22 protein-coding genes are annotated in these 21,163 nt (G+C 38.2%); 13 read left to right on the forward strand and 9 right to left on the reverse strand.

Translation table 11 applies throughout. The annotated features are described in order from the left end of the window. Together rsgA and V5N63_RS01040 are read left to right on the forward strand one after the other, a co-directional pair. Positions 1-384, forward strand: a 384-nt coding sequence (gene rsgA / locus V5N63_RS01035) for a ribosome small subunit-dependent GTPase A (protein WP_332032220.1), incomplete at its 5' end; no start/stop codon positions are given. Positions 385-560: 176 nt separating this feature from the next. Next, positions 561-980 carry a nucleoside-diphosphate kinase gene (locus V5N63_RS01040; RefSeq protein ID WP_332022032.1) on the forward strand — a complete coding sequence of 140 codons (420 nt, stop codon included), beginning with the start codon at positions 561-563 and terminating at the stop codon, positions 978-980. A gap of 79 nt (positions 981-1,059) precedes the next feature. Here the strand turns inward: V5N63_RS01040 and rpe are convergent, their stop codons facing one another. Together rpe and V5N63_RS01050 are read right to left on the reverse strand one after the other, a co-directional pair. Beyond that, a complete protein-coding gene (gene rpe, locus V5N63_RS01045; RefSeq protein ID WP_088469194.1) occupies positions 1,060-1,710 on the reverse strand; it encodes a ribulose-phosphate 3-epimerase in 651 nt (216 codons plus the stop codon). A 79-nt stretch (positions 1,711-1,789) separates the two neighbouring features. Next, entirely contained in the window at positions 1,790-2,866 is a 1,077-nt protein-coding gene (locus V5N63_RS01050) for a M42 family metallopeptidase (protein ID WP_332032223.1), read from the reverse strand. Positions 2,867-2,923: 57 nt separating this feature from the next. Between V5N63_RS01050 and V5N63_RS01055 the strand changes: the two genes are divergently transcribed. Then, positions 2,924-3,631, forward strand: a complete 708-nt coding sequence (locus V5N63_RS01055; protein ID WP_332032224.1) for a DUF4294 domain-containing protein — start codon at positions 2,924-2,926, stop codon at positions 3,629-3,631. Between the two features lie 60 nt (positions 3,632-3,691). After that, positions 3,692-4,426: a S1/P1 nuclease gene (locus V5N63_RS01060; protein WP_442905694.1), complete on the forward strand. Its 735-nt coding sequence runs from the start codon at positions 3,692-3,694 to the stop codon at positions 4,424-4,426. On the opposite strand, the gene V5N63_RS01065 is transcribed toward V5N63_RS01060, so the two are convergent. Together V5N63_RS01065 and mnmD are read right to left on the reverse strand one after the other, a co-directional pair. Beyond that, positions 4,421-4,837, reverse strand: coding sequence for an NUDIX domain-containing protein (locus V5N63_RS01065; protein ID WP_332023528.1), 417 nt, complete (start codon positions 4,835-4,837; stop codon positions 4,421-4,423). The genes V5N63_RS01060 and V5N63_RS01065 overlap by 6 nt on opposite strands. Positions 4,838-4,881: 44 nt before the next feature. Then, entirely contained in the window at positions 4,882-5,571 is a 690-nt protein-coding gene (gene mnmD, locus V5N63_RS01070) for a tRNA (5-methylaminomethyl-2-thiouridine)(34)-methyltransferase MnmD (protein ID WP_332019195.1), read from the reverse strand. An 84-nt stretch (positions 5,572-5,655) separates the two neighbouring features. Between mnmD and V5N63_RS01075 the strand changes: the two genes are divergently transcribed. The 4 genes from V5N63_RS01075 to V5N63_RS01090 all read left to right on the forward strand — a co-directional run bounded on the left by V5N63_RS01075 (position 5,656) and on the right by V5N63_RS01090 (position 9,663). Then, positions 5,656-6,729, forward strand: coding sequence for a branched-chain amino acid aminotransferase (locus V5N63_RS01075; protein WP_332032227.1), 1,074 nt, complete (start codon positions 5,656-5,658; stop codon positions 6,727-6,729). A gap of 291 nt (positions 6,730-7,020) precedes the next feature. Then, a complete protein-coding gene (locus V5N63_RS01080) occupies positions 7,021-7,335 on the forward strand; it encodes an FKBP-type peptidyl-prolyl cis-trans isomerase (protein ID WP_332032229.1) in 315 nt (104 codons plus the stop codon). Between the two features lie 82 nt (positions 7,336-7,417). After that, on the forward strand, positions 7,418-8,470 hold the full coding sequence (locus V5N63_RS01085; protein WP_332032289.1) for a peptidylprolyl isomerase: 1,053 nt from the start codon (positions 7,418-7,420) through the stop codon (positions 8,468-8,470). Positions 8,471-8,799: 329 nt separating this feature from the next. Next, positions 8,800-9,663, forward strand: a complete 864-nt coding sequence (locus tag V5N63_RS01090; RefSeq protein ID WP_332032231.1) for a hypothetical protein — start codon at positions 8,800-8,802, stop codon at positions 9,661-9,663. A gap of 95 nt (positions 9,664-9,758) precedes the next feature. Here the strand turns inward: V5N63_RS01090 and V5N63_RS01095 are convergent, their stop codons facing one another. Next, on the reverse strand, positions 9,759-10,586 hold the full coding sequence (locus V5N63_RS01095) for an ion transporter (protein ID WP_088469186.1): 828 nt from the start codon (positions 10,584-10,586) through the stop codon (positions 9,759-9,761). A 60-nt stretch (positions 10,587-10,646) separates the two neighbouring features. Here V5N63_RS01095 and V5N63_RS01100 point away from each other — a divergent pair, with 60 nt between their 5' ends. After that, the gene (locus tag V5N63_RS01100) at positions 10,647-11,744 is read left to right on the forward strand and encodes a Nif3-like dinuclear metal center hexameric protein (RefSeq protein WP_332032235.1); all 1,098 of its coding nucleotides are present in this window, start codon (positions 10,647-10,649) and stop codon (positions 11,742-11,744) included. 4 nt (positions 11,745-11,748) lie between these two features. Beyond that, complete coding sequence (locus V5N63_RS01105) at positions 11,749-12,528, forward strand: zinc ribbon domain-containing protein (protein ID WP_088469185.1); 780 nt, start codon at positions 11,749-11,751, stop codon at positions 12,526-12,528. A gap of 71 nt (positions 12,529-12,599) precedes the next feature. Here V5N63_RS01105 and V5N63_RS01110 read toward each other — a convergent pair whose 3' ends face one another. Further along, complete coding sequence (locus V5N63_RS01110; RefSeq protein WP_332032237.1) at positions 12,600-13,799, reverse strand: pyridoxal phosphate-dependent aminotransferase; 1,200 nt, start codon at positions 13,797-13,799, stop codon at positions 12,600-12,602. Positions 13,800-13,882: 83 nt separating this feature from the next. On the opposite strand from V5N63_RS01110, the gene rsmG reads away from it, so the two are divergent. From rsmG to V5N63_RS01125, 3 genes are all read left to right on the forward strand, one after another. Beyond that, positions 13,883-14,518 (forward strand): 16S rRNA (guanine(527)-N(7))-methyltransferase RsmG, encoded by a 636-nt coding sequence (rsmG, locus tag V5N63_RS01115; RefSeq protein ID WP_332032239.1) that lies wholly within the window; start codon positions 13,883-13,885, stop codon positions 14,516-14,518. 53 nt (positions 14,519-14,571) lie between these two features. Continuing rightward, positions 14,572-14,988 (forward strand): hypothetical protein, encoded by a 417-nt coding sequence (locus tag V5N63_RS01120; protein ID WP_332032241.1) that lies wholly within the window; start codon positions 14,572-14,574, stop codon positions 14,986-14,988. Between the two features lie 92 nt (positions 14,989-15,080). Then, complete coding sequence (locus tag V5N63_RS01125; protein ID WP_332032243.1) at positions 15,081-17,813, forward strand: PD-(D/E)XK nuclease family protein; 2,733 nt, start codon at positions 15,081-15,083, stop codon at positions 17,811-17,813. 52 nt (positions 17,814-17,865) lie between these two features. Here V5N63_RS01125 and V5N63_RS01130 read toward each other — a convergent pair whose 3' ends face one another. From V5N63_RS01130 to V5N63_RS01140, 3 genes are all read right to left on the reverse strand, one after another. Then, the gene (locus V5N63_RS01130) at positions 17,866-19,047 is read right to left on the reverse strand and encodes an acyl-CoA dehydrogenase family protein (RefSeq protein ID WP_332032245.1); all 1,182 of its coding nucleotides are present in this window, start codon (positions 19,045-19,047) and stop codon (positions 17,866-17,868) included. Positions 19,048-19,124: 77 nt separating this feature from the next. Continuing rightward, positions 19,125-19,868: an NUDIX hydrolase gene (locus V5N63_RS01135; RefSeq protein ID WP_088469180.1), complete on the reverse strand. Its 744-nt coding sequence runs from the start codon at positions 19,866-19,868 to the stop codon at positions 19,125-19,127. A gap of 11 nt (positions 19,869-19,879) precedes the next feature. Further along, on the reverse strand, positions 19,880-21,073 hold the full coding sequence (locus V5N63_RS01140) for an MFS transporter (protein ID WP_332032248.1): 1,194 nt from the start codon (positions 21,071-21,073) through the stop codon (positions 19,880-19,882). Between the last annotated feature and the right edge of the window lie 90 nt (positions 21,074-21,163).

The following is a 21,163-nucleotide window of genomic DNA, read 5'->3' on the forward strand; positions in this document are numbered from 1 at the left end:
CATTCTGGAAGTGGGAAATCTACCCTTGTCAACGCCCTGCAACCGGATCTTAATCTGAAAACATCAGAAATATCATCATCCCAACTCAAAGGAAAACACACTACTACATTTGCACAGATGCATTTCTGGGAATTTGGGGGCAGTGTAATCGACACGCCTGGTGTAAGAGAATTTGCGATGATTGATGTACAGAAGGAAGAAATTCAGCATTATTTCCCGGAAATATTCCGTGTCGGAAGAGCCTGTAAGTTCCACAACTGTATGCATATCAACGAACCCAAATGTGCGGTACTTCAGCAGCTTGATACCGGAGAAATTGAGGATACCCGCTACGCAACCTACCTCAAACTCATGGAAGAGGCAGAGGAAATCAATGCCCAATAAAAAAACCCAGCCGAGGCTGGGTAAAAACTAATAACCATGAAAACTCAAATTAAACATGAGAATCGGAAATTAATTTACAACTTCCATGCCAAAATAAATTGGCTTCTCATAAAAGGAATTTTCGGTACAAATATATAAAAGTTTTTGTACTTTTGCGCCAGATAAAAACAAGATATATGTCAGGTAAAATTACATTCACCATGATTAAGCCGGATGCAGTAGCAGATGGTCACATTGGTGCTATTTTAGGGAAAATTGCAGAGGCAGGTTTCAAAATCAAAGCAATGAAACTTACACAGTTAACAGTTGCTGATGCTAAGAAATTCTACGAAGTTCACGCTGAAAGACCTTTTTATGGGGAATTGGTAGACTTCATGAGTTCAGGACCAATCGTTGCAGCAGTTCTTGAGAAAGATAATGCTGTAGAAGATTTCAGAACATTAATCGGTGCTACAAACCCTGCAGATGCTGCGGAAGGAACCATCAGAAAAATGTTTGCAAGAAGCGTAGGCGAAAATGCGGTACACGGTTCAGATTCTGACGAGAATGCTTTAATCGAAGCTAGTTTCCATTTTTCAGGAAGAGAGATTTTCTAAACCTGCAAAGTATAGAACTGAAAAAGTCCCGCACGAGCCGGGACTTTTTTATGCAGTGATGGTAAGTAAGGAACTGAACTTAGATCTTCAGAAGCTCAATCGTGCGCTCAGGGCTTTCTGACGAGAACACTGCATTACCTGCAACCAAAACATCTGCACCTGCTTCAAATAACTTCGCAGCGTTTTCAAGGTTCACACCGCCGTCGACTTCAATAAGCGCGGTAGAGTTGTTTGATAGGATTAAATCTTTTGTTTCTGCTATCTTTTTGTAGGTGTTCTCAATGAATTTCTGTCCGCCAAATCCCGGGTTTACACTCATCAACAAAACCAGGTCAACATCAGCAATAATATCTTCCAGCATCAGAACGGGAGTAGCAGGATTCAGTACCACACCGGCTTTTGCCCCTTTGTCCTGAATTAAACTGATGGTGCGGTGCAGATGCGTGCAGGCTTCGTAATGCACAGAAACCAAATCGGCGCCCATACTGATGAATTCTTCTACGTACTTTTCCGGCTCCACAATCATCAGGTGAACATCGACAAACTTCCTGGTATGCTGCTGAATGGTTTTCATCACCGGAAACCCGAAAGAAATATTCGGTACAAATCTTCCGTCCATTACGTCTACATGAAGCCAGTCGGCCTGCGAGTTATTCAGCATTTCGATATCACGCTGCAGGTTTCCGAAATCTGCCGAGAGTAGTGACGGCGCGATTAATTTTGTTTTCATTTTACTTTTTTATTCTTTTACTTTTACTTTTATTTTTACCTTTTTACTTTTATGTTATGCCTTTTCCCCTGACTCTTTCTTAGTGATATTTCAGATTCATGTCCGGTTTTATGTTCAGCAGCGTTTCATAAATCAGCTGAATGACATTGGACACATCTTCTTTAGAAACCATTTCTACGGTAGTGTGCATATACCTTAAAGGAAGTGAAATGAGTGCTGAAGGTACACCGCCGTTGGAATGAGCAAATGCGTCGGTATCTGTACCTGTCGCCCGGCTTGCAGCTGCCCGCTGAAAAGGAATTTCCTTCTTTTTAGCGGTATCTACAATCAACTCCCTGATGACGTGATGTACACTTGGAGCAAAAAATACCACCGGTCCGTCGCCACATTTCTGGTCACCTTCTTTTTTCTTTTCAATCATCGGAGTGCTGGTATCGTGCGTAACATCGGTGATGATAGCAATGTTCGGTTTAATGGTATCTGCAATCATGTCTGCGCCATATAAACCAACTTCTTCCTGTACGGAATTGGTGATATAAAGTCCGAACGGGAGTTTCTTCTTGTTTTCTTTCAGCATTCTGGCAACTTCAGCAATCATAAATCCGCCAATTCGGTTATCTAAAGCGCGGCAGACAAAATATTTGTCGTTCAGCTGGAAAAATTCATCCGGGTAAGTAATCATGCATCCAACGAAAATGCCTAAATCTTCAACTTCTTTATTGGTGGTCGCCCCACAATCAATAAAAATGTTTTCAAGTTTAGGGACGGGTTCATTGGAGTTTACTCCTCTGGTATGAATGGCTGGCCAGCCGAAAACTCCTTTTACAATGCCTTTTTCTCCGTGAATATCTACCACTTTCGACGGGGCGATCATCTGGTCGGAACCGCCGTTTCGGATCACGTAAATTAATCCGTCATCGGTGATATAGTTTACATACCACGAAATTTCGTCGGCATGAGCTTCTATAACCACCTTGAATTCAGCTTCAGGATTGATAATTCCATAGCAGGTTCCGTAATGGTCGAACTCAATTTTATCAACATAAGGTTTAATGTAATTCATCCAGATTTTCTGGCCGTTATGCTCATAACCTGTAGGTGAGGCGATGTTTAAATATTCTTCTAAAAATTTTAATGATTTATTTTCAAATTTCATGGATAAAAGGAATGAATTTTGTTACTTTAAAGCTTGATTTTATACGAAGTAAAAATAATGAATTTTAACAAACCCGTCTTATTATTTCTGCTGTTTTTAGGACTTAATGCAAATGCTCAGCGGGATTCGGTTGTTATCGCCAAACCCATCAGCCAATATCCGCCAGAGTTGCTGAAAACAGACGAATACGGAAATAAATATTATTACGACGAAGCCCAGAAGGCTAAGATATACGAAATTGATGGTGAGAATGTGGTAGTGATGGATGAATTAATCCTTTTAAACAAGCCGAGATTCAATAACCAACTGGACCAAAACTACTATTTTTTCCTCAATAAAAAACTCAACCGTGTTTATCCGCTGTTTTTAACTGCCCTGGAGCAGTACACCGATATTCAGGATGACATGAAGGCGCTGGACCGCAAAGATCAGAAGAAATATGTAAGTGAAAGACAGAATGCTTTGGCTTCCCAGTACGAAGCGCAACTGAGAGATTTAACGACCACGGAGGGAAGGGTTTTCGCTAAACTGATGAACCGTGCTACAGGAAAAACCGTATACGAAATTATTAAGGAACTCCGCGGAGGCTGGAGTGCCTTCTGGTGGAATGTAAAGGGAAATCTCGCGGATGTAGACCTGAAAGAACCATACGACCCTCACCGGAACCGCACCGATGAATTTCTGGAATCATTGCTCCAAAGCAATTGGAATGCAGGATACTTTCTTCCTTATCCCGGTTACCAAAAATTTAAAATTAAGAAATAATTTATGCGAAAAATTCTTTTCAATCTGGTGCTACTTACCGCAGTATCGGCGTCTAACCTTATGTATTCCTACGGTGTTACTGGGCACCGAATTGTTGCAGATATCGCAGAAAACCACCTGACCGGAAAAGCCAAGAGACATCTGAAGAAAATTATTGGAGACCAAAAACTGGCTTACTGGGCCAACTGGCCGGATTTTATAAAATCTGACACTACTGGTGTTTGGAAGCACACTGACCAGTGGCATTATGTAAACATCAATCCTCAGGATAATTTCAAATCTTTTTCCGACAGTTTGAAGGCTCAGACCGGACCTAATTTATATACCCAGATTAAAACACTTTCGGCTCAGATTAAAGATAAAAAAACATCAGCCAAGGACCGCGAGATTGCGTTAAGATTTTTAATTCACCTGGTGGGCGATTCTTCCCAACCGATGCACGTTGGCAGAGCAGAAGATTTGGGTGGCAACAGAATAAAACTCAAGTTTTTTGGTGAAAATACCAATCTCCATTCTTTGTGGGACTCTAAACTTATAGATTTCCAGAAATACAGTTATTCCGAATACACAACGCTTCTGGATGTGAAATCAAAAGAAGAAGTAAAGAAAATACAGGCAGGAACGCTCGAAGAATGGCTGTATGACAGTCACCAAAGCGCCAATAAAATCTACGCAAATACATTAATGGATGGGTCGTATGCTTACGATTATAACTACAAATATGCAGATTTAATGGAACGCCAGCTGCTATACGGAGGATTGAGATTGGCTAAAATCCTGAATGACATTTTATAACAGCCGTTCTTTCAGTTTTTCAAACGCAATCTTATCTACAGGCAAAATAAATGGGTTTTCATCGGTATCGATGGGAATCCATTCTGTTTTTTCAATACAGGGATCCATGATGAGAAACTCGTTTTCATCGATGATTTCAACAAGATAATATACTGTTAAAAGCTGCTCATTGTCCCGGAACCGCGAAACAACAAATTCTTCCTGTGTATAAAGATGTCCGAGGATATTGATTTTTACATTCAGTTCTTCTTCGAATTCGCGGTGCAGGCAATCGAGGACTCCTTCACCAAATTCAAGACCGCCACCGGGAAGTTTCATCAGCTGTTCACCGGCATATTCTTCGTGCAGCACCAGTACTTTTCGATCTTTAACTGCGGTAGCATACACCCTTATATTTAATTTGTCGATCATGTGTCAGTTTTCTATAAAAACAAAGTTAATAAATTAAGGTATAATTAAGATTCCTCTGTTTTCAGTTTTATGGCATTGATCATTTCGCGTTTTCCCGGAGGTCCCACTTTTTTCTCTACATTAAAGTTGAGTTCTTCTAATATCCTACGTACACTGCCTTTGGAAGAGTAGGTGGTAAGCAGTCCGCCTGTTTCCATTTTGTCGGCAACCATTTCAAAAAGCGGTTTTTCCCATAAATCAGGTTGTACTCTGGCACCGAAACAGTCGTAGTAAACAAGGTTAATTTTAGGTAATTCCAGCTCTTTAAGATCAAAAAAGTCGCAGTGATATTTTGTGAAAAAGAAGTTGGGCAGCAATTCTGTGGTTTTGTTCCATTCACACTGGTGTAATTTGCGGTTGTATTCATTCATATTTGGTTCATCAAAAAATGTATCATAACCCAATTCCTTAACTTCACCTTCATTTACGGGGTATTTTTCAATGGTATAATAATGAATAACATGATTTTTATCAGTTTTCAAAAATTCATCAATTGTTACTAAAACATTAAGTCCGGTGCCAAAACCGAGTTCTAAAATATTAATTTCATAATTATTTAGGCGTTTTAATCCATGATCTATAAATACATGTCTTGCTTCCTGCAATGCGCCGTGATGGGAATGGTAGTTTTCGTTTAAATTGCTGATATGTAATGTTTTGCTTCCGTCAGAAGTGGTTTTAATCGCTCTTTGCATTTCAATTTTTTTCAAAATTAATTTAAAATTTTGATATTTAAAAAATTATGTTAAATTTGTAGAACATCAAAAAAAATTTTTAATATGATAATTCAAAAATCTACCAATCCGAGAATTTCAACTTTTGATCCTGAGAATTTTTCGTTTGGAAATACTTTTATCGACCACATGATTATCTGTGAATATGAAAACGGAAAATGGGGTGATGTAAAACTTGTACCTTACGGTCAGTTGCCGTTTTCACCTGCGATGATGGGCGTAAATTACGGACAGGCTTGTTTCGAGGGTATGAAAGCTTATAGGGATAAAGACGGGCAGGTTTTTCTTTTCCGTCCGGAGAAGAATTTTGCAAGAATCAATAAATCAGCGTCGCGTTTAGCAATGCCGGAGGTGACTGAAGAAATGTTTATTGACGGTTTGAAAGCTTTGGTAGATATCGACAGAGCATGGATTCCACAGGGTGAAGGGATGTCGCTTTACATTCGTCCGTTGATTTTCGCTACGGAAGAAGCATTGAAAGCAAGAGTAGCTAATAAATATATGTTTGCTATTGTGGCAACTCCGGCAAAAAGTTATTACTCAGAGCCCGTTTCTGTGTTGATTTCAGATTTTTATTCGAGAGCCGCAAGTGGAGGTGTAGGTTCTGCTAAAGCAGCCGGAAACTATGCAGCGTCTTTTTATCCAACACAGTTGGCGATAGAGCAGGGTTACGAGCAGATTATCTGGACCGATGATGCTACTCACGAATATTTTGAAGAAAGTGGTACGATGAACGTTTTTGTAAGAATTAACGATACCATTTATACGCCGCCAACATCTGAAAAAATTCTTGATGGGGTTACCCGTGACAGTTTTATTCAGCTGGCAAAAAGACGAGGAATTGAAGTGAAAATTGAACCGGTAGCAGTGAAAACTGTAATTGCAGCACAGAAAAACGGAACTTTAAAAGAAGTTTGGGGCGTGGGAACTGCTGTTGTAACCACCGTTTTCAAGGCTTTAGGTTATAACGGAGAAAAACTGCAGCTTCCAAGTCTTTCGCTCGAAGAAAGTTTTGCTTTAACCTTGCAGAAAGATCTTGTAGATATTCAAACCAATAAAGTTGAAGATCCTTTCGGATGGAGAGTTTTGGTAGAAAAAAATATTTTGGAAACTGCATAAGCTTCCATTAAAAATCATTTAAAAACCGGGAAAAATCTTATCCCGGTTTTTTCTTTTGAGCATATGGAGCGAATTCCTTATTTTCGCAAAGTATTTATGCAAAAACTCATTTTCATATCTTTTCTGTTCCTTATTGGGTGCGTGCAAAACCAACAGGTGCACCCACCGGTTGGGGGTATTCTCAGTGAAAAGGATTTAAACACATCCAAAAACAGGGCAAAAAATCTGAATCAGGTAGAGAGAACACAAATTCAGGAATGGATAATTAGTCAGCAGCAGAAATATTATCCCATGAGTTTGAACTATTGGGTAAATATTGAGAATCTTCAGCAAAATAGAAGAAAGCCTGATGGCGAAATCATTTCTTACGAATATGATATTTATGATTTCGATTGGGTGAAACTTTATGCCAAGCCAAAGAAAAACGTAAATGTACAGTTTGGCCGTTTCGAAGAACTGAAAGCCGTAGAAGATGTGCTGCGGTATATGGATAAAAATCAGGAAGCGATAATACTCGTGCCTTCAGTATTGGCTTTCGGCACTTATGGTGATAACGATAAAATCCCGAATGATATGCCTTTGATTGTCAAAATTAAAGTACTTTAAAATAAAATTAATGCTAAAGAAAAATTTTTTAATCGCAATAGCAGCAATTTCGCTGTCGAGTTGCACTCCAATTTATAAAAAAATGAACGTAGACAAAGAAACTTACGAAGGTTTGAAAGATGGCCTTTATGCAAATTTCCAGACTTCCAAAGGAAATATGATTGTGAAATTCGAAGACAAAAAAGCACCGGTAACCGTTGCTAATTTCGTCGGTTTGGCAGAAGGAAAAATTGAAAATAAAGCAAAAGCTAAAGGAGTTCCTTATTATGACGGAACGATTTTTCACAGAGTGATTAAAGATTTCATGATTCAGGGAGGCGATCCGAAAGGAACCGGCATGGGAGATCCGGGATACAAATTTGATGATGAAAAAAATGATCTTCAACACAGTGGAAAAGGAATCCTTTCAATGGCGAACTCCGGACCGAACACCAATGGTTCTCAGTTCTTCATCACTGAGGTGGCGACTCCTTGGTTAGATGGCAGACATACCATTTTCGGAGAAGTTGTTAATGGAAAAGAGGTGATCGATTCTATCGCAAATGTTGAAAAAGGACCTCAGGATAAGCCTAAAACCGATATTGTTTTAGAAAAAGTATCAGTATTCACTAAAGGTGACGAATATAAAAACTACGATGCTGCTGCCATCTTCAATGAAGGAAAAGGAAAGATCCAGGAAAACAACAAAGCAGCAACGGCAAAAATTGAAGCTGACAAGAAGAAAAAGGCTGAAGAATTTGCAGCAAACCAGCAAAAATTAGTTGATGATTTAAAAGCCGGAATGCAGGTAACACCTTCAGGACTGTATTATAAAATCACCAAAACTACGGATGGCATTGCTCCACAACGGGGTGACGAGGTAGCGGTACATTATGCAGGTAAACTTGTTGACGGAACAGAATTCGATTCTTCATTCAAAAGAAATCAGCCAATCGATATCCCAATCGGAGTTGGTCAGGTAATTAAAGGCTGGGATGAAGGAATCATGCTTCTGAAAGAAGGAGAAACTGCTACTTTATTGATTCCATCTGACCTGGGTTACGGATCAGCAGGTGCAGGCGGAGTTATTCCACCAAACGCATGGTTGATTTTCGATGTAGAATTGGTAAGCGTTAAAAGTAATTCTACAAGATAAATTTAACTTATTCTTCAAATAAAAAGAACACTCCATGAATTTGGAGTATTTTTATTTTATCCATACAATAGTTTTTATAAATTCTTTTGTTGATGATTCCCCCTCTTTTATTTCCCTTTTTAGTACACAAAAAAAGCTGAGATTTAGCATTATGCCAAGGATGCCCTACACACAGTCTTGGTTTGGTAAAGGAATAATTGATAGACGGCATCGATTAGTACGTTTTTCATGAATTGTAATATACAACAAAATAATTTATTAAAAAAAGGTGTTTTAACGGTATTTTATTCTATCCCTTAGTGGTAATTTTAATATCGTAAAAAACACACATGATGAGAAAAAAATTTATTTTAGGAATGTCGTTAATCCTATTTACGATTTCACACGCGCAGGTGGGAATTAATACCGCCACTCCGAATGGAGCTACAGTAATGGATATCAGTTCAAATGAAAAAGGAATCTTTATACCACGGCTGAGCGATACGGAGCGAAATACCAAACTTGCAGACAATGATCCTCTTACCGTACCTCCTGCAGGAGTGGTGAATGCAAATTTGAGTACTGGTACTTTAATTTATAACACTTCATCAGACCGGTTTGAGTTCTGGGATGGATTTGTTTGGAGACAACTGTTTGTCGCTACCAGTTCTGCAGCGGGTAATGATGGCGTGGTAAAAGTTGAATCCGGCGCAGGTGGGGTAAAACCAACCGTAAACCTTAGTGCTAGCGGAAATACCTACGGAACTCCCCAACAAATTTTGTACACTACACCGCTTACTTTTGCGCCTTCGCCTACAACCAGCTGGCCGGAAACAACGGTGCCTTATCCCGGGAACACATCAAACATCTACACAGGCACTACACCGGCAACCCAACGTTGGAGAGAAAATCTTATCATGGGACAGGTGCATGTCTGGAGAATAATGGCTACTGTAACTGCGGGATCCAATTCCTCAGGATCTGTATTGGCTACTTTCAAAAATCCTGATTCGGGTTTTGAAATTAATGCAATTGCCCTGGTACCTTCAGGCTCAAGTGGAGTACCTAAAGTAGTGACGTTCTACTTTTACACCATCGCAGATCAGTTAAGTATCCCCGAAGAAGGAAAAGGCTATCAGTTATGGATGACTGCCGATCAAACGGCTAATGTACGTGTAGACTCCGTGACCAGGGTATCATTATTTAAAGACTAATGCATAAACAGAATAAAGGGTAAAATCTAAAACCTGAGACCTAAAACACAAATTTTGAGAAGAAAAGGAGATGCGCTAAAATGCATCTTCTTTTTTTATACCACTTTTTCGCCGCAGATTTTGCAATAACGCGAATCATCATCAATATCCTCATTCCCGCACCGGTCACAAACTTTCTCCAGATTTTGGCGTTTGTTGCGCATTTCTGCGGTTACAATTCCTGTCGGCACAGCAATGATAGAATAACCGGCAAGCATTAGAAGAACTGAAAGGAATTTACCGAGTGGTGTACCCGGCGAAACATCACCATAACCCACTGTTGTTACAGTCACTACCGCCCAGTAAATACTTTGTGGAATGCTTTCAAAGCCTTCCCGATGACCTTCCACCATAAACATCAGCGAACCCACGATTACACAGAATATTACCAGAAACAGGAGAAATATATATATCTTTCTGGAACTGTGTTTCAGAGCTCTTACGATGAAATAACCATCGTTCATGAAATCCAGAAGATTGAAAATTCTGAAAACCCTCAGCATTCTCAGCATTCTTAAAATCAAAAAGTACTTTGTAATGGGGAAAAACAGACTCAGGTAAAAAGGAAGGATTGCCAGAAAATCGATGATTCCAAAAAAACTGAAGATATATGCTTTCTTATTTTTAATGGTAAGAACTCGTAACACATATTCAACCGTAAAAAATGCAGTGATGATGATTTCAAGAATTACAAAAACAAGATGGAGCTTAGCATCGAAAATCTTTACACTTTCCATCATGACGATGAAGGTGCTTAATAAGATAAGAACCAAAAGAACAAGGTCGAAGAGCTTACCAAGTTTGGTATCCGAAAGAAAAATAATACGGTAAACCTGACGTTTCCATTTCGTGCGTTCGGATATAAAGTTATGTTCCTTTTCCATAGGTGTAATTCAAAATTAAATGTAAGAAATAATTCTTACTTTCGCTACAAACTTAAGAAAATGACAGTAAAGGAAGTGGTTTCTGAAATAGAAAAAAAAATCGCTCTAAAACAGGCAGAAGATTTTGATAATGTTGGATTATTGTGCGGTAATCTGCAGCGTAATGTTACCGGAATACTTGTTTGTCATGACGCTTTGGAACAAGTCATCGACGAAGCTGTTTCCAAAAAAGTAAATTTTATTGTCACCTTTCATCCCATTATTTTTTCAGGTTTAAAGTCAATTACAGGAAAAAACTATGTAGAACGGGCAGTTTTAAAAGCGATGGAGAATAAAATTGCAATTTATGCGATTCATACAGCTTTTGACAATGATTATTTTGGAGTTAATTCCAGGATTTGCGAGGAATTAGGTCTTCAGAATCAGAAGATTTTAATGCCAAAAACCCAAAACCTTAGAAAGCTGGAAGTATACGTTCCGAATAATTATACAGAAGCCGTTAAAAACGCCCTCTTTAAAGCTGGCGCAGGAAATATAGGATTTTATGATGAGTGCAGTTTTACGGTTCAGGGAAAAGGAACGTTCAGACCAGTTGAAGGTTCAAATCCATTTTCCGGAAGCCAAAATATCCGTGAAAATGATGAAGAGCAGATGGTTTCTGTAATTTTTGAATACTATAAACAGCATCAAATTATAGCTGCCTTGAAGAATGCGCATCCTTACGAGGAAGTCGCTTACCAAATCATCACACTCGAAAACGAAAATCAATATTCCGGATTAGGAAGATTTGGTGACCTTGAAAAAGAAATGGATGAGACTGATTTCCTTAAGTTTGTAAAAGAAAAATTCAGTTTAAAGATGATTCGTCACTCTCAGCTTAACAACAAAAAAATAAAAAGGGTAGGTGTTTTAGGCGGAAGTGGTGCAAGTGGCATAAAAGCCGCGCTTTCGCAGAACTGTGATGCGTATTTAACGGGAGATGTAAAATATCATGAATTTTTTCAGAATGAAGGCAAAATGCTGATTTGCGACATCGGTCATTTTGAGTCTGAACAATTTGTAACCCAACAATTAATTGAGATTTTATCGGAAATTTTTCCTAAATTTGCAGTCTCAAAATCTGTTGAGAATACAAATCCTGTAAATTATTTTTTATAAAAATATGGCTAAAAAAACTGTAGAAATCTCTGTTGAAGATAAGTTAAGGGCACTTTATGACCTGCAAATCATCGATTCAAGATTAGATGAAATCCGCAATACAAGAGGTGAATTACCAATTGAAGTTGAGGATCTGGAGATTGAAATCGAAGGTCTGGAGAAAAGAGCTGATAAATTTCAGAACGAAATAAAAGAACAGAATGATGAAATCAATACAAAAAATGAAGTCATCAATCATGCGAAAACCCTGATCGACAAATATAAAGCTCAGCAGGAAACGGTAAGAAACAATAAAGAATTTGAAGCCTTAGGAAAAGAAATAGAATTCCAGGAGCTTGAAATTCAGCTGGCTGAAAAAAGAATTAAGGAATTTGGAGCGAAAATTGCGCATAAAAATGAGACTTTTGAAGAGTTGAATAATAAAATCGAAGAACTTAAAAATCACCTGAAATTCAAAAAAGAAGAACTGGAAAGTCTGGTTGCTGAAACCCAGAAAGAAGAAGATTTTTTAGTTGAAAAATCGCAGGAATTTGCAAAAAATATCGACGAAAGATTGCTGGCTTCTTATCAAAGAATCCGTACCAATTCACCAACAGGGCTTGCTGTTGTAGGTTTGGAGAGAGGTGCGCCAAAAGGATCTTTCTTTACACTTCCTCCACAAAAGCAGATGGAAATTGCGCAGAGAAAAAAAATTATCATTGATGAACACAGCGGAAAAATCCTGGTTGATGATGATTTGGTAAACGAAGAAAACGAAAAAATGAAAGACATTATTAAATTTTAATAATTTTTCATAATAATAACAAAGGTTCGAAAATTTTCGAACCTTTCTTATTTTGTAGTTGTGTGTATAATTTATTCAATAACCGCTTCTTCCAGACAAACTTTTATCCTGTTCATGGCGTCTTTAAGCTCTTTTTCAGAAGCTGCATAAGAAAAACGGATACAGTTTGCATTTCCGAAAGAAACGCCGCCCACCGTTCCTACATAAGCGTTTTCAAGCAGAAACATCGCAAAATCATCGGCGTCTTTTATTTCAGTTCCGTTTAAAGTTTTACCGATATAGAAAGAAATATCCGGAAAGAAATAAAACGCTGCTTCAGGATAATTCACCTTGAATCCGGGAATTTCTTTCATCAGATGATAAACGATCTCTCTTCTTTTTTTAAATTCATCAATCATATAACGGTATTCCGAAGGATCTGTTTTCAGCGCAGTTACCGACGCTTTCTGTGCCATGGTATTGGCGCCGCTCGTCATTTGTCCCTGAATTTTTTCGCAGCCTTTCGCGAGCCATGTTGGGCACGCAGAGTAGCCTATTCGCCAGCCTGTCATTGCGAACGCTTTCGACATTCCGTTGATAACGGCGGTTTGCTCATAGACCTGCGGGAATTCAGCAATTGAGGTATGTTTCCCGTCGTAATTTATAAATTCATAAATCTCATCAGAAATAATGGTGATTTGCGGATATCTGGCAATCACATTCGCGATTTTTTCCAGTTCTTCATACGTATAAACACTTCCCGACGGGTTACACGGCGAACTGTAAAGTAATACTTTAGTTTTTGGCGTAATTGCTTTTTCGAGCTGTTCGGCGGTAATCTTAAATTCAGTTTCAATTGATGTTTCCACAAAAACCGAAGTTCCGCCCATCATTTTCACCATTTCATCATAGCTCACCCAATAGGGAGCCGGCAGAATCACTTCATCCCCGTCATTAAGGACCGACGCTAAAACATTTAAAATAGACTGCTTTGCACCATTGGATACGCAAATTTGAGAAGGAAGATAATCGAGATTGTTATCGCGCTTCAGTTTGTCACAAATGGCCTGCCTTAAATCAAGAAATCCCGGAACAGGAGAGTAGTGGCTGAAATTGTTATTGATTGCCTCAAAAGCTGCTTCTTTAATGTTTGTCGGAACATCAAAATCGGGTTCTCCAAGTGTTAAACTTATAACATCCAGTCCGTTGGCTTTCATTTCCCGAACTTTGTTACTCATTACAAAAGTCTGCGAAAAGCTCATTCTGTTAAGCCTTTCAGAGTGTTTTTCCATAATCATTCTTAAATCTCTCAAAGATAATTTTTTTCTGCAAAGTTCTGAACTTGTTTTTTTAAATTTGTGGAAATTATATTTAAATGCCTGCTGAACTTATAGAAAAGTATTTCCCGAACCTTACCGAACAACAGAAAGAACAGTTTAGTAAACTGGAAGAACTCTACGGAGAATGGAATGAAAAAATAAATGTGATTTCCCGCAAAGATATGGATTCGCTTTACGACAAACATATTCTGCATTCTCTCGGAATCGCTAAAGTGATGGAATTTGCTCCGAACACAAAAGTTCTTGATATTGGAACTGGCGGTGGTTTCCCGGGAATTCCGCTGGCTATTTTGTTTCCGGATTCGCATTTTACGCTGATCGATTCCATTGGTAAAAAAATCACAGTTGTAAAAGAAGTTTCGCAGGCAATCGGATTAAAAAACGTGACCGCAGTTCATGGCAGAGCTGAAAATTTAAAAGAAAAATTCCATTTTGTTGTAAGCAGAGCGGTAACACAGATGCCTGTTTTCCTCCGCTGGTTAAAGGGAAAATTCGAAAAAGAACAGTTCAATCCGAAACACAACGGCGTTCTTTATTTAAAAGGTGGCGATTTATCTGAAGAACTCGCCGGAATGAAAGCGGAAATTTTTGAACTGAATAAATTTTTTGATAGTGAGTTTTTCGAAACCAAAAAAGTGGTATATTTATCTAAAGGAAATTTTAATTCGTAAGTCATTAGATCAAAGTAAATGTTGATATTATTTAACTAATATATTTCACTTTTATGAAAACAATATTCAAATCTATTTTTGCTTCTGTTTTAATTTTCAGTTTGGCAAGTTGCAACGACCGTTTGGAAGGTGATGAGATTTTAAGTACAGAACCAATGAAAATTGACAGTGTAAAAATCGCGCAGGATACCATGGATATTTATACTACGCAAACGATAAAAACCTATTCACTATTCAGTACGCAGTGCGAAGGATTTTATGGATATGATTATCAGCACGTGGCACCGTTGGAGCGTAAAGTAATATCATATAAATTTAAAACTTCAGCCAGCTGTGGTGAAGTTGCGACAAGAGTTTCACAGATCAATTTCAGGCCACAACAAACCGGAACTTATGTTTTCAGATTCTGGAACGGCAAAGATACAGCCGGTGCAAATATCTGGATCGAAAAAAATATTGTGGTTCAATAATTAAACTTCAAAATATAGAAGAAACATCAGAATTATTTTATTTCTGATGTTTTTTTATGAAATTATGCTTATTTTTCATCTTTGCATTCTTTATGAAATTTCTCAATAAAATCATCAACGAACTGTTGTCCCAAACTTCGGATCTCTCACAATTCAATATTGTTCTTCCCGGAAAAAGACCTATTGTTTTCATCAAAAAAATACTGAAAGAAAAGCAATATTCCGGCTTTTTGCCAAACTTTTTCACAGTGGAAGATTTAATACGTGACCTTTCCGGCAAACAGCATCTGCAGGGAATTTCGCTATGGCTTTTCGCATTCGAAATCTACCGCGAGATTCAGCCTTCTGAAGATTTTGCTTCTTTTCTTAAATGGTTTCCAACGCTGCTGAAGGATTGGGATGATATCCTGAAATTTTCAGAAAGCGATGAGCAGGTTTTGGTCTATATGTTCGATGAAGAACGCATCAAAAACTGGTCTGAAAACCTTGGCGAATCAGAAGACAACCCGAGAAGAAAGTTCCTGAATTTCTGGCAGAAGATGAACGTTTTTCTTCCGATCCTAAAAAAGAAACTTACAGAAAAAAACTGGGCAACTTCAGGCATGATTCATGAAACAGCAAAAAGAAAAATTCCAGATTTTGCCCAGAAAACTGATCAGAAATTCGTTTTCTGTGGTTTTAATGCATTTACGCCGGTCGAGGAACAACTGGTAAAAAGTCTGCTTCAGTGGGATAAAGCGCAGTGTTTCTTTCAGGCTGATGACTATTACATGAATGATGAACGCCAGGAAGCTGGCAAATTTCTTCGCAGCCATAAAACCTGGAAAGAATTTAATGAAAGTCGCCCGTTCCAATGGGTTGAAAACGATTTTGCACAGGAAAAACGCATTAAAGTTTATGAGGTTTCCGGAAATATTACACAGGCCAAAGTACTTCCCGAAATTTTTAAAGAAATAAAACCTGAAGACCTGTCGAAAACTGCAGTCGTTTTGCTCGACGAAAACTTGCTTCCGGCAACTTTAGATGCAATCAGCGCTGTGGAATATCTTAATATTACCATGGGTTTTCCGCTGAAGAATCTTGCTTTCAGTAATGCGATTAAAAAACTGTTTTATTTTCAGAAACAGCTTGAGCAAAAGGATTCTTCCTATTATTACAATGATGTGCTTGCGGTACTGGAGGAACTTCCGAATGATGAATCCGACAGAGAAATTATCGCTGCTTTCAAAACTACAATCGAAGAGCGAAACATTGTCTATATTTCTAAAAAACAGTTTGGGGAATTGCTTTCAGAACTTTCTTATTTCAAACTTTTTCAGAAGCCCGGTTCTGTTAACGAATTCCTGGATTTGCTCATCAATTACTGTTACGTATTGAAATTCAGACCGCTGGATGATATTCTCTACGAAAATATTGCGCATTTCGAAAAGAGTTTTAAAATCATTAAAAATCAGCTTTCACCTTACAATTTTCAGATAAACATGGACACCCTGGAGGTGCTGATCAATCAGTTGGTAAATTCCGAAGCGATTGATTTTCAGGGCGAGCCGTTGGCAGGTTTACAGGTGATGGGACTTTTGGAAACAAGGCTCTTGAACTTCGAAAATATTATTTTGCTCTCTGCGAACGAAGGAAAATTGCCACTCGGAAATTCACAGAATACCTATCTACCGTTTGATATCAGGAAACATTTCGGTTTGCATACTTTTTTAGAAAACGATGGGATTTATGCCTATCATTTTTACCGCTTAATTCAGGATTCGAAGAATGTTCATCTACTTTTCAACGCCTTGGGTTCAGGGGTGAATACTGGGGAAAAAAGCCGGTTTATTACGCAAATGGAGATTGAAGACAGCCATCACGAGATTGAAAATATTATCATCGAAAATTCTTCAGATCCGATTCGCCAGGAACCGATCCATATTGAAAAAACCCCAAAAGTCCTTGAAAAACTGAATGAGTGGAAAAAGAAAATTTCGGCTTCGCATCTTACCTCTTATATTTATAATCCTGTAGATTTTTATCTCACCAAAATTCTCAATACAAGAGAAACCAGTGAAATTGAAGAAGAACTTTCGCAGCGCAGTTACGGTAATCTCGTGCATTATTCGCTTCAAGATATTTATGAAAAATTTATCGGTAAAGAATTAACTGTAAGTGATTTAGAGATTTCTAATGAAGTGATAATTGATGTAATTAACCGCGCGATAGAAAAGCTGAAACACCAAACTGAATTTTACGAAAAAGGGATGAATTTCATTCATAAATCTATTGCAGAAAGGGTAGTACGCAGTGTAATTGATTACGACAGGAATTTGTTGGAACAGGGCAACTCGCTTGAAATTTTAAGCGTTGAAGGAAACTTTGAAGGTGTGCAGTTTTTCCTTGATAGTGAAAAAACGGATCCCGTTTATTTTTACGGATTTATTGACCGTGTTGACCGCCTTAACGGAAATCTCAGGATTATTGATTTTAAAACGGCGAAAACTAAAAATCTTTCGCTCTCAGTTCCGAAAAAGCCTGAAGACGAAGAAAAACTTGAAAAATTATTCTTCAGAGATGATTGTAAGCAGGCGATGCAGCTTTGTGTGTACGCTTATTCGGTTTTAAATGAAGAAAAATATCCGGATAATTTTCTGCAATGTGGAATCTGGAGTTTTGCTGAAGTGAACAAAGGTGTGCAGAATCTTCATCTTTTTGGAGAAAAAGAAATCTCGCGAGCGCTTTTAGAAACTCCGATGAAATCAATAAAAAATGTAATTCTCGACATTCTAAATCCAGAATTTGAGTTCGTTGAAACAGTGAAAGAAACCTGGGGTAACTAACCAAAAAGCCTTCAGATTCCTGAAGGCTTTTTGTATTGTAAAGAAATATTTTCTATCCGAAAGCGTTGATTCCTGTAACATCCATGCCAGTGATCAGCAAATGGATATCGTGCGTACCTTCATAAGTAATAACCGATTCCAAATTCGCCGCATGACGCATCATTGGGAATTCGCCCATGATTCCCATTCCGCCCAGCATTTGTCGGGATTCTCTGGCAATATCAATCGCCATTTTCACATTGTTTCTTTTCGCCATTGAAATTTGTGCCGGGCTTGCTTTATGCGCATTTTTTAGGTTTCCTAACTGAAGGCAAAGTAGCTGTGCTTTGGTAATTTCTGTTAAGAATTCGGCAATTTTTTTCTGCTGTAACTGGAATGAAGCAATAGGTTTTCCGAACTGTTTTCTTTCTTTGGAATACTGAAGTGCGGTGCAGTAACAGTCGATTGCAGCTCCGATTACGCCCCACGAAATTCCGTAACGCGCAGAATTTAAACAGGAGAGCGGACCTTTTAATCCCACCACTTTAGGTAATAAATTTTCTTTAGGAACTTCTACATTGTTGAACACCAGCTCACCGGTTTTTGAAGCCCGAAGGCTCCATTTATTATGAGTTTCGGGAGTTGTAAAGCCTTCGAAGGCACGTTCAACAATCAATCCCTGAACTTTTCCTTCTTCATTTTTTGCCCAAACCACTGCAATATCGCAAAGCGGCGCGTTGGTAATCCACATTTTTGCACCGTTCAGTAAAAAATGGTCACCTTTATCTTCGAAATGAGTCTCCATAGAACCTGGATCTGAACCGTGATTAGGTTCGGTAAGACCGAATGCCCCGATCATTTCTCCTGAAGCCAGGTGTGGTAAATATTTATGTTTTTGTTCCTCAGAACCATATTCGTTAATCGGGAACATTACCAGTGAACTTTGTACAGAAGCGGCAGAACGAACTGCAGAATCACCTCTTTCGAGTTCCTGCATGATAATCCCGTAGGAAATCTGATCGAGTCCGGCGCCGCCGTATTCTTCAGGAATATACGGTCCAAGGGCACCGATTTTCCCCAATTCCTTCATTAGATTAGGAATATCGGTATGATTTTGTGCTGCCTCATCTATTTTCGGCATCACAAAACTTTCAACCCAATCTCTCACGGATTGCCGGATTAATTTGTGTTCATCAGTCAAAAGATCATCCATTAAATAATAATCCGGAATGGTTGTAAGCGGGTAGTATGACATAATTTTTAGTTTTGCCTAAATTAGGATTTTTCGCAAAGGTGAGGAAATCTTTCGGCAAAAAATAAGCGGTTTAATATTTATTTTTTGTCGGCAAACTTGTAGAGATACGGTGCTTTGTTGGCAGAGCCATCGAAAAATTTCTCGAGTCGTTCCAATGAATTAAGGGCCAGAATTTTACGCTGAAAATTATTTCTGCGGAATTTTTCATCAAGTACAGTTTCATACACGGTTTGGAGTTCCTTCATGGTAAATTTTTCGGGCAGGAGATTACTGGCAACAATTTGGGTGTCGATATTTTTCCGGATATGCTCTAAACCGCAGTTGATAATTCTTTCGTGATCGAAAGCCATTTTCGGAAGTTTATTTACTTCGAACCATGCGCATGTTTCGTTGAAAGCATCGGGAAAAGTATCGACCAATGAAAAATCGATGAGACTGCAGTATCCTACCGTGATAAAACGCTGAAAAATCCAGTGATCTGGCGGAACGTCAATGTTTTTATTCTTCAGTAGAATCTGGTGAACATTATTCTCCGTTCGGTTTTTGCGGCCGAAAGTGTGAAACTGTTCTAAAAAAATATCCGAGAGGTGAGTTCGTTCATAAAGCACACGGCAAGCAGCTTCGCGAAGATCTTCATCATTAAAGACAAATCCGCCCGGCAAAGACCAAAGATCTAAATCGTGATATTTTAGCAATAAAACTTTCAGAATATCGTGATGAAATCCAAAGATTACACAATCCACCGAAATATGTTCTACAAAGTCTCTGGTATCGATGAGCTCCTGTAAATTCTGTTTGTTTTTTGAGTCGTCTACTTTCATATATAACAAAACTAGTAATTATTTTCTTTTTTTGAGACATAAGACCTGAAATAAATAAAACTTAACAATAATAAAACAATGACAGCTCCCGAAATAAAGAGCGCGTAATATCCACCGTACTCAAACTGAAATACATACGACATAATAACGGACCCGACAGAACTTCCCAATGACGAAAAAATTACAATAAGACTTGTAAAAAGATGTATTTCTGCCTTACGGATGTGGTTAATCGTTTGAGAACTGATGACAGGATAAAGTGGTGAAAGAAATAACCCTATCAATGGGAAAATAAAGAGTGTAATCTGCAGATAACCATTTGTAACCAGCGTTTGGAATAAGAAAAGCATCAGAAGAATGGCTATGGTACAGCCAATAAAATATCTTGCCAAAGAAAAATGCTGAATAATTCGTGCAGTTACAATTCTTCCGATGTAAGAAAAAAGTGCTAGAAACGCCGAGGCCTGCAGGGCAAAAAAAGAATTTACATTCAGATGTTTTTTGTAGAAAGAGGGGAGCCAGGAATTAAAATTCTGCTCAATAAACACAATAGAAAAAATAATAAGAAAGAAGAGAAAATATTTGCGGTTGAAGAATCCTGTAATTTCACTAAAAGAAAATATCTGTGAATGCTCAGCATCCGCTAAGACTCCTGTCTTCATCAGCAGAAAAACATTGGCCAAAGCTAATAAAGAAATAATCCAGAATCCGAACTTCCAGTATTCTGAATATGGGCTGGAGATAAGCCAGCCAAAACCAATATTTACTACAAATATTCCGATCATAAACGAGGCTTCCACACTGCTCATGACTTTCGCAAGAGGAATCTCCTGTAAAATATTGTTTCTTAAAATACCGTAAACCGAAATTTTAGCCACCGAAAAGCTGATTCCCATAATTGCGAACCAAAGTTTAAAAAACCAGAAACCTCCTACAAACGGCAGTAAAATACAACAAATGGCTACAATTAAAAGTGAAAAAATTAAAGAAGTTTTGCTGCCGAAACGGTTGATAAAAGTTGCGGCGAACAGCGAGAAAATCGCTATCGGTAAATCCTTAAAAGCCTCGAGAAATCCCAGATTAGTATAAGAAATATTCGTTGCTGAGAGTTGCAGAATAATCACTCCCATACAGTTCAGAACCATAGAGAAGATCAGAAAACTGATTTTAAGAGGAAGTGCAATCCTAGAGTAATTCTGAATCATCTTTAAAAAAACAGATTTTTTATTGCTGAGTTAATATTTGGGGAAGAAAAATTAGCTTCCTGAAACTAATTTTTAACAAAAATTAAGTAT

Origin of the sequence: Kaistella sp. (assembly GCF_032060305.1) — a bacterium.
In the GTDB taxonomy this organism is placed as follows: domain Bacteria; phylum Bacteroidota; class Bacteroidia; order Flavobacteriales; family Weeksellaceae; genus Kaistella; species Kaistella yananensis.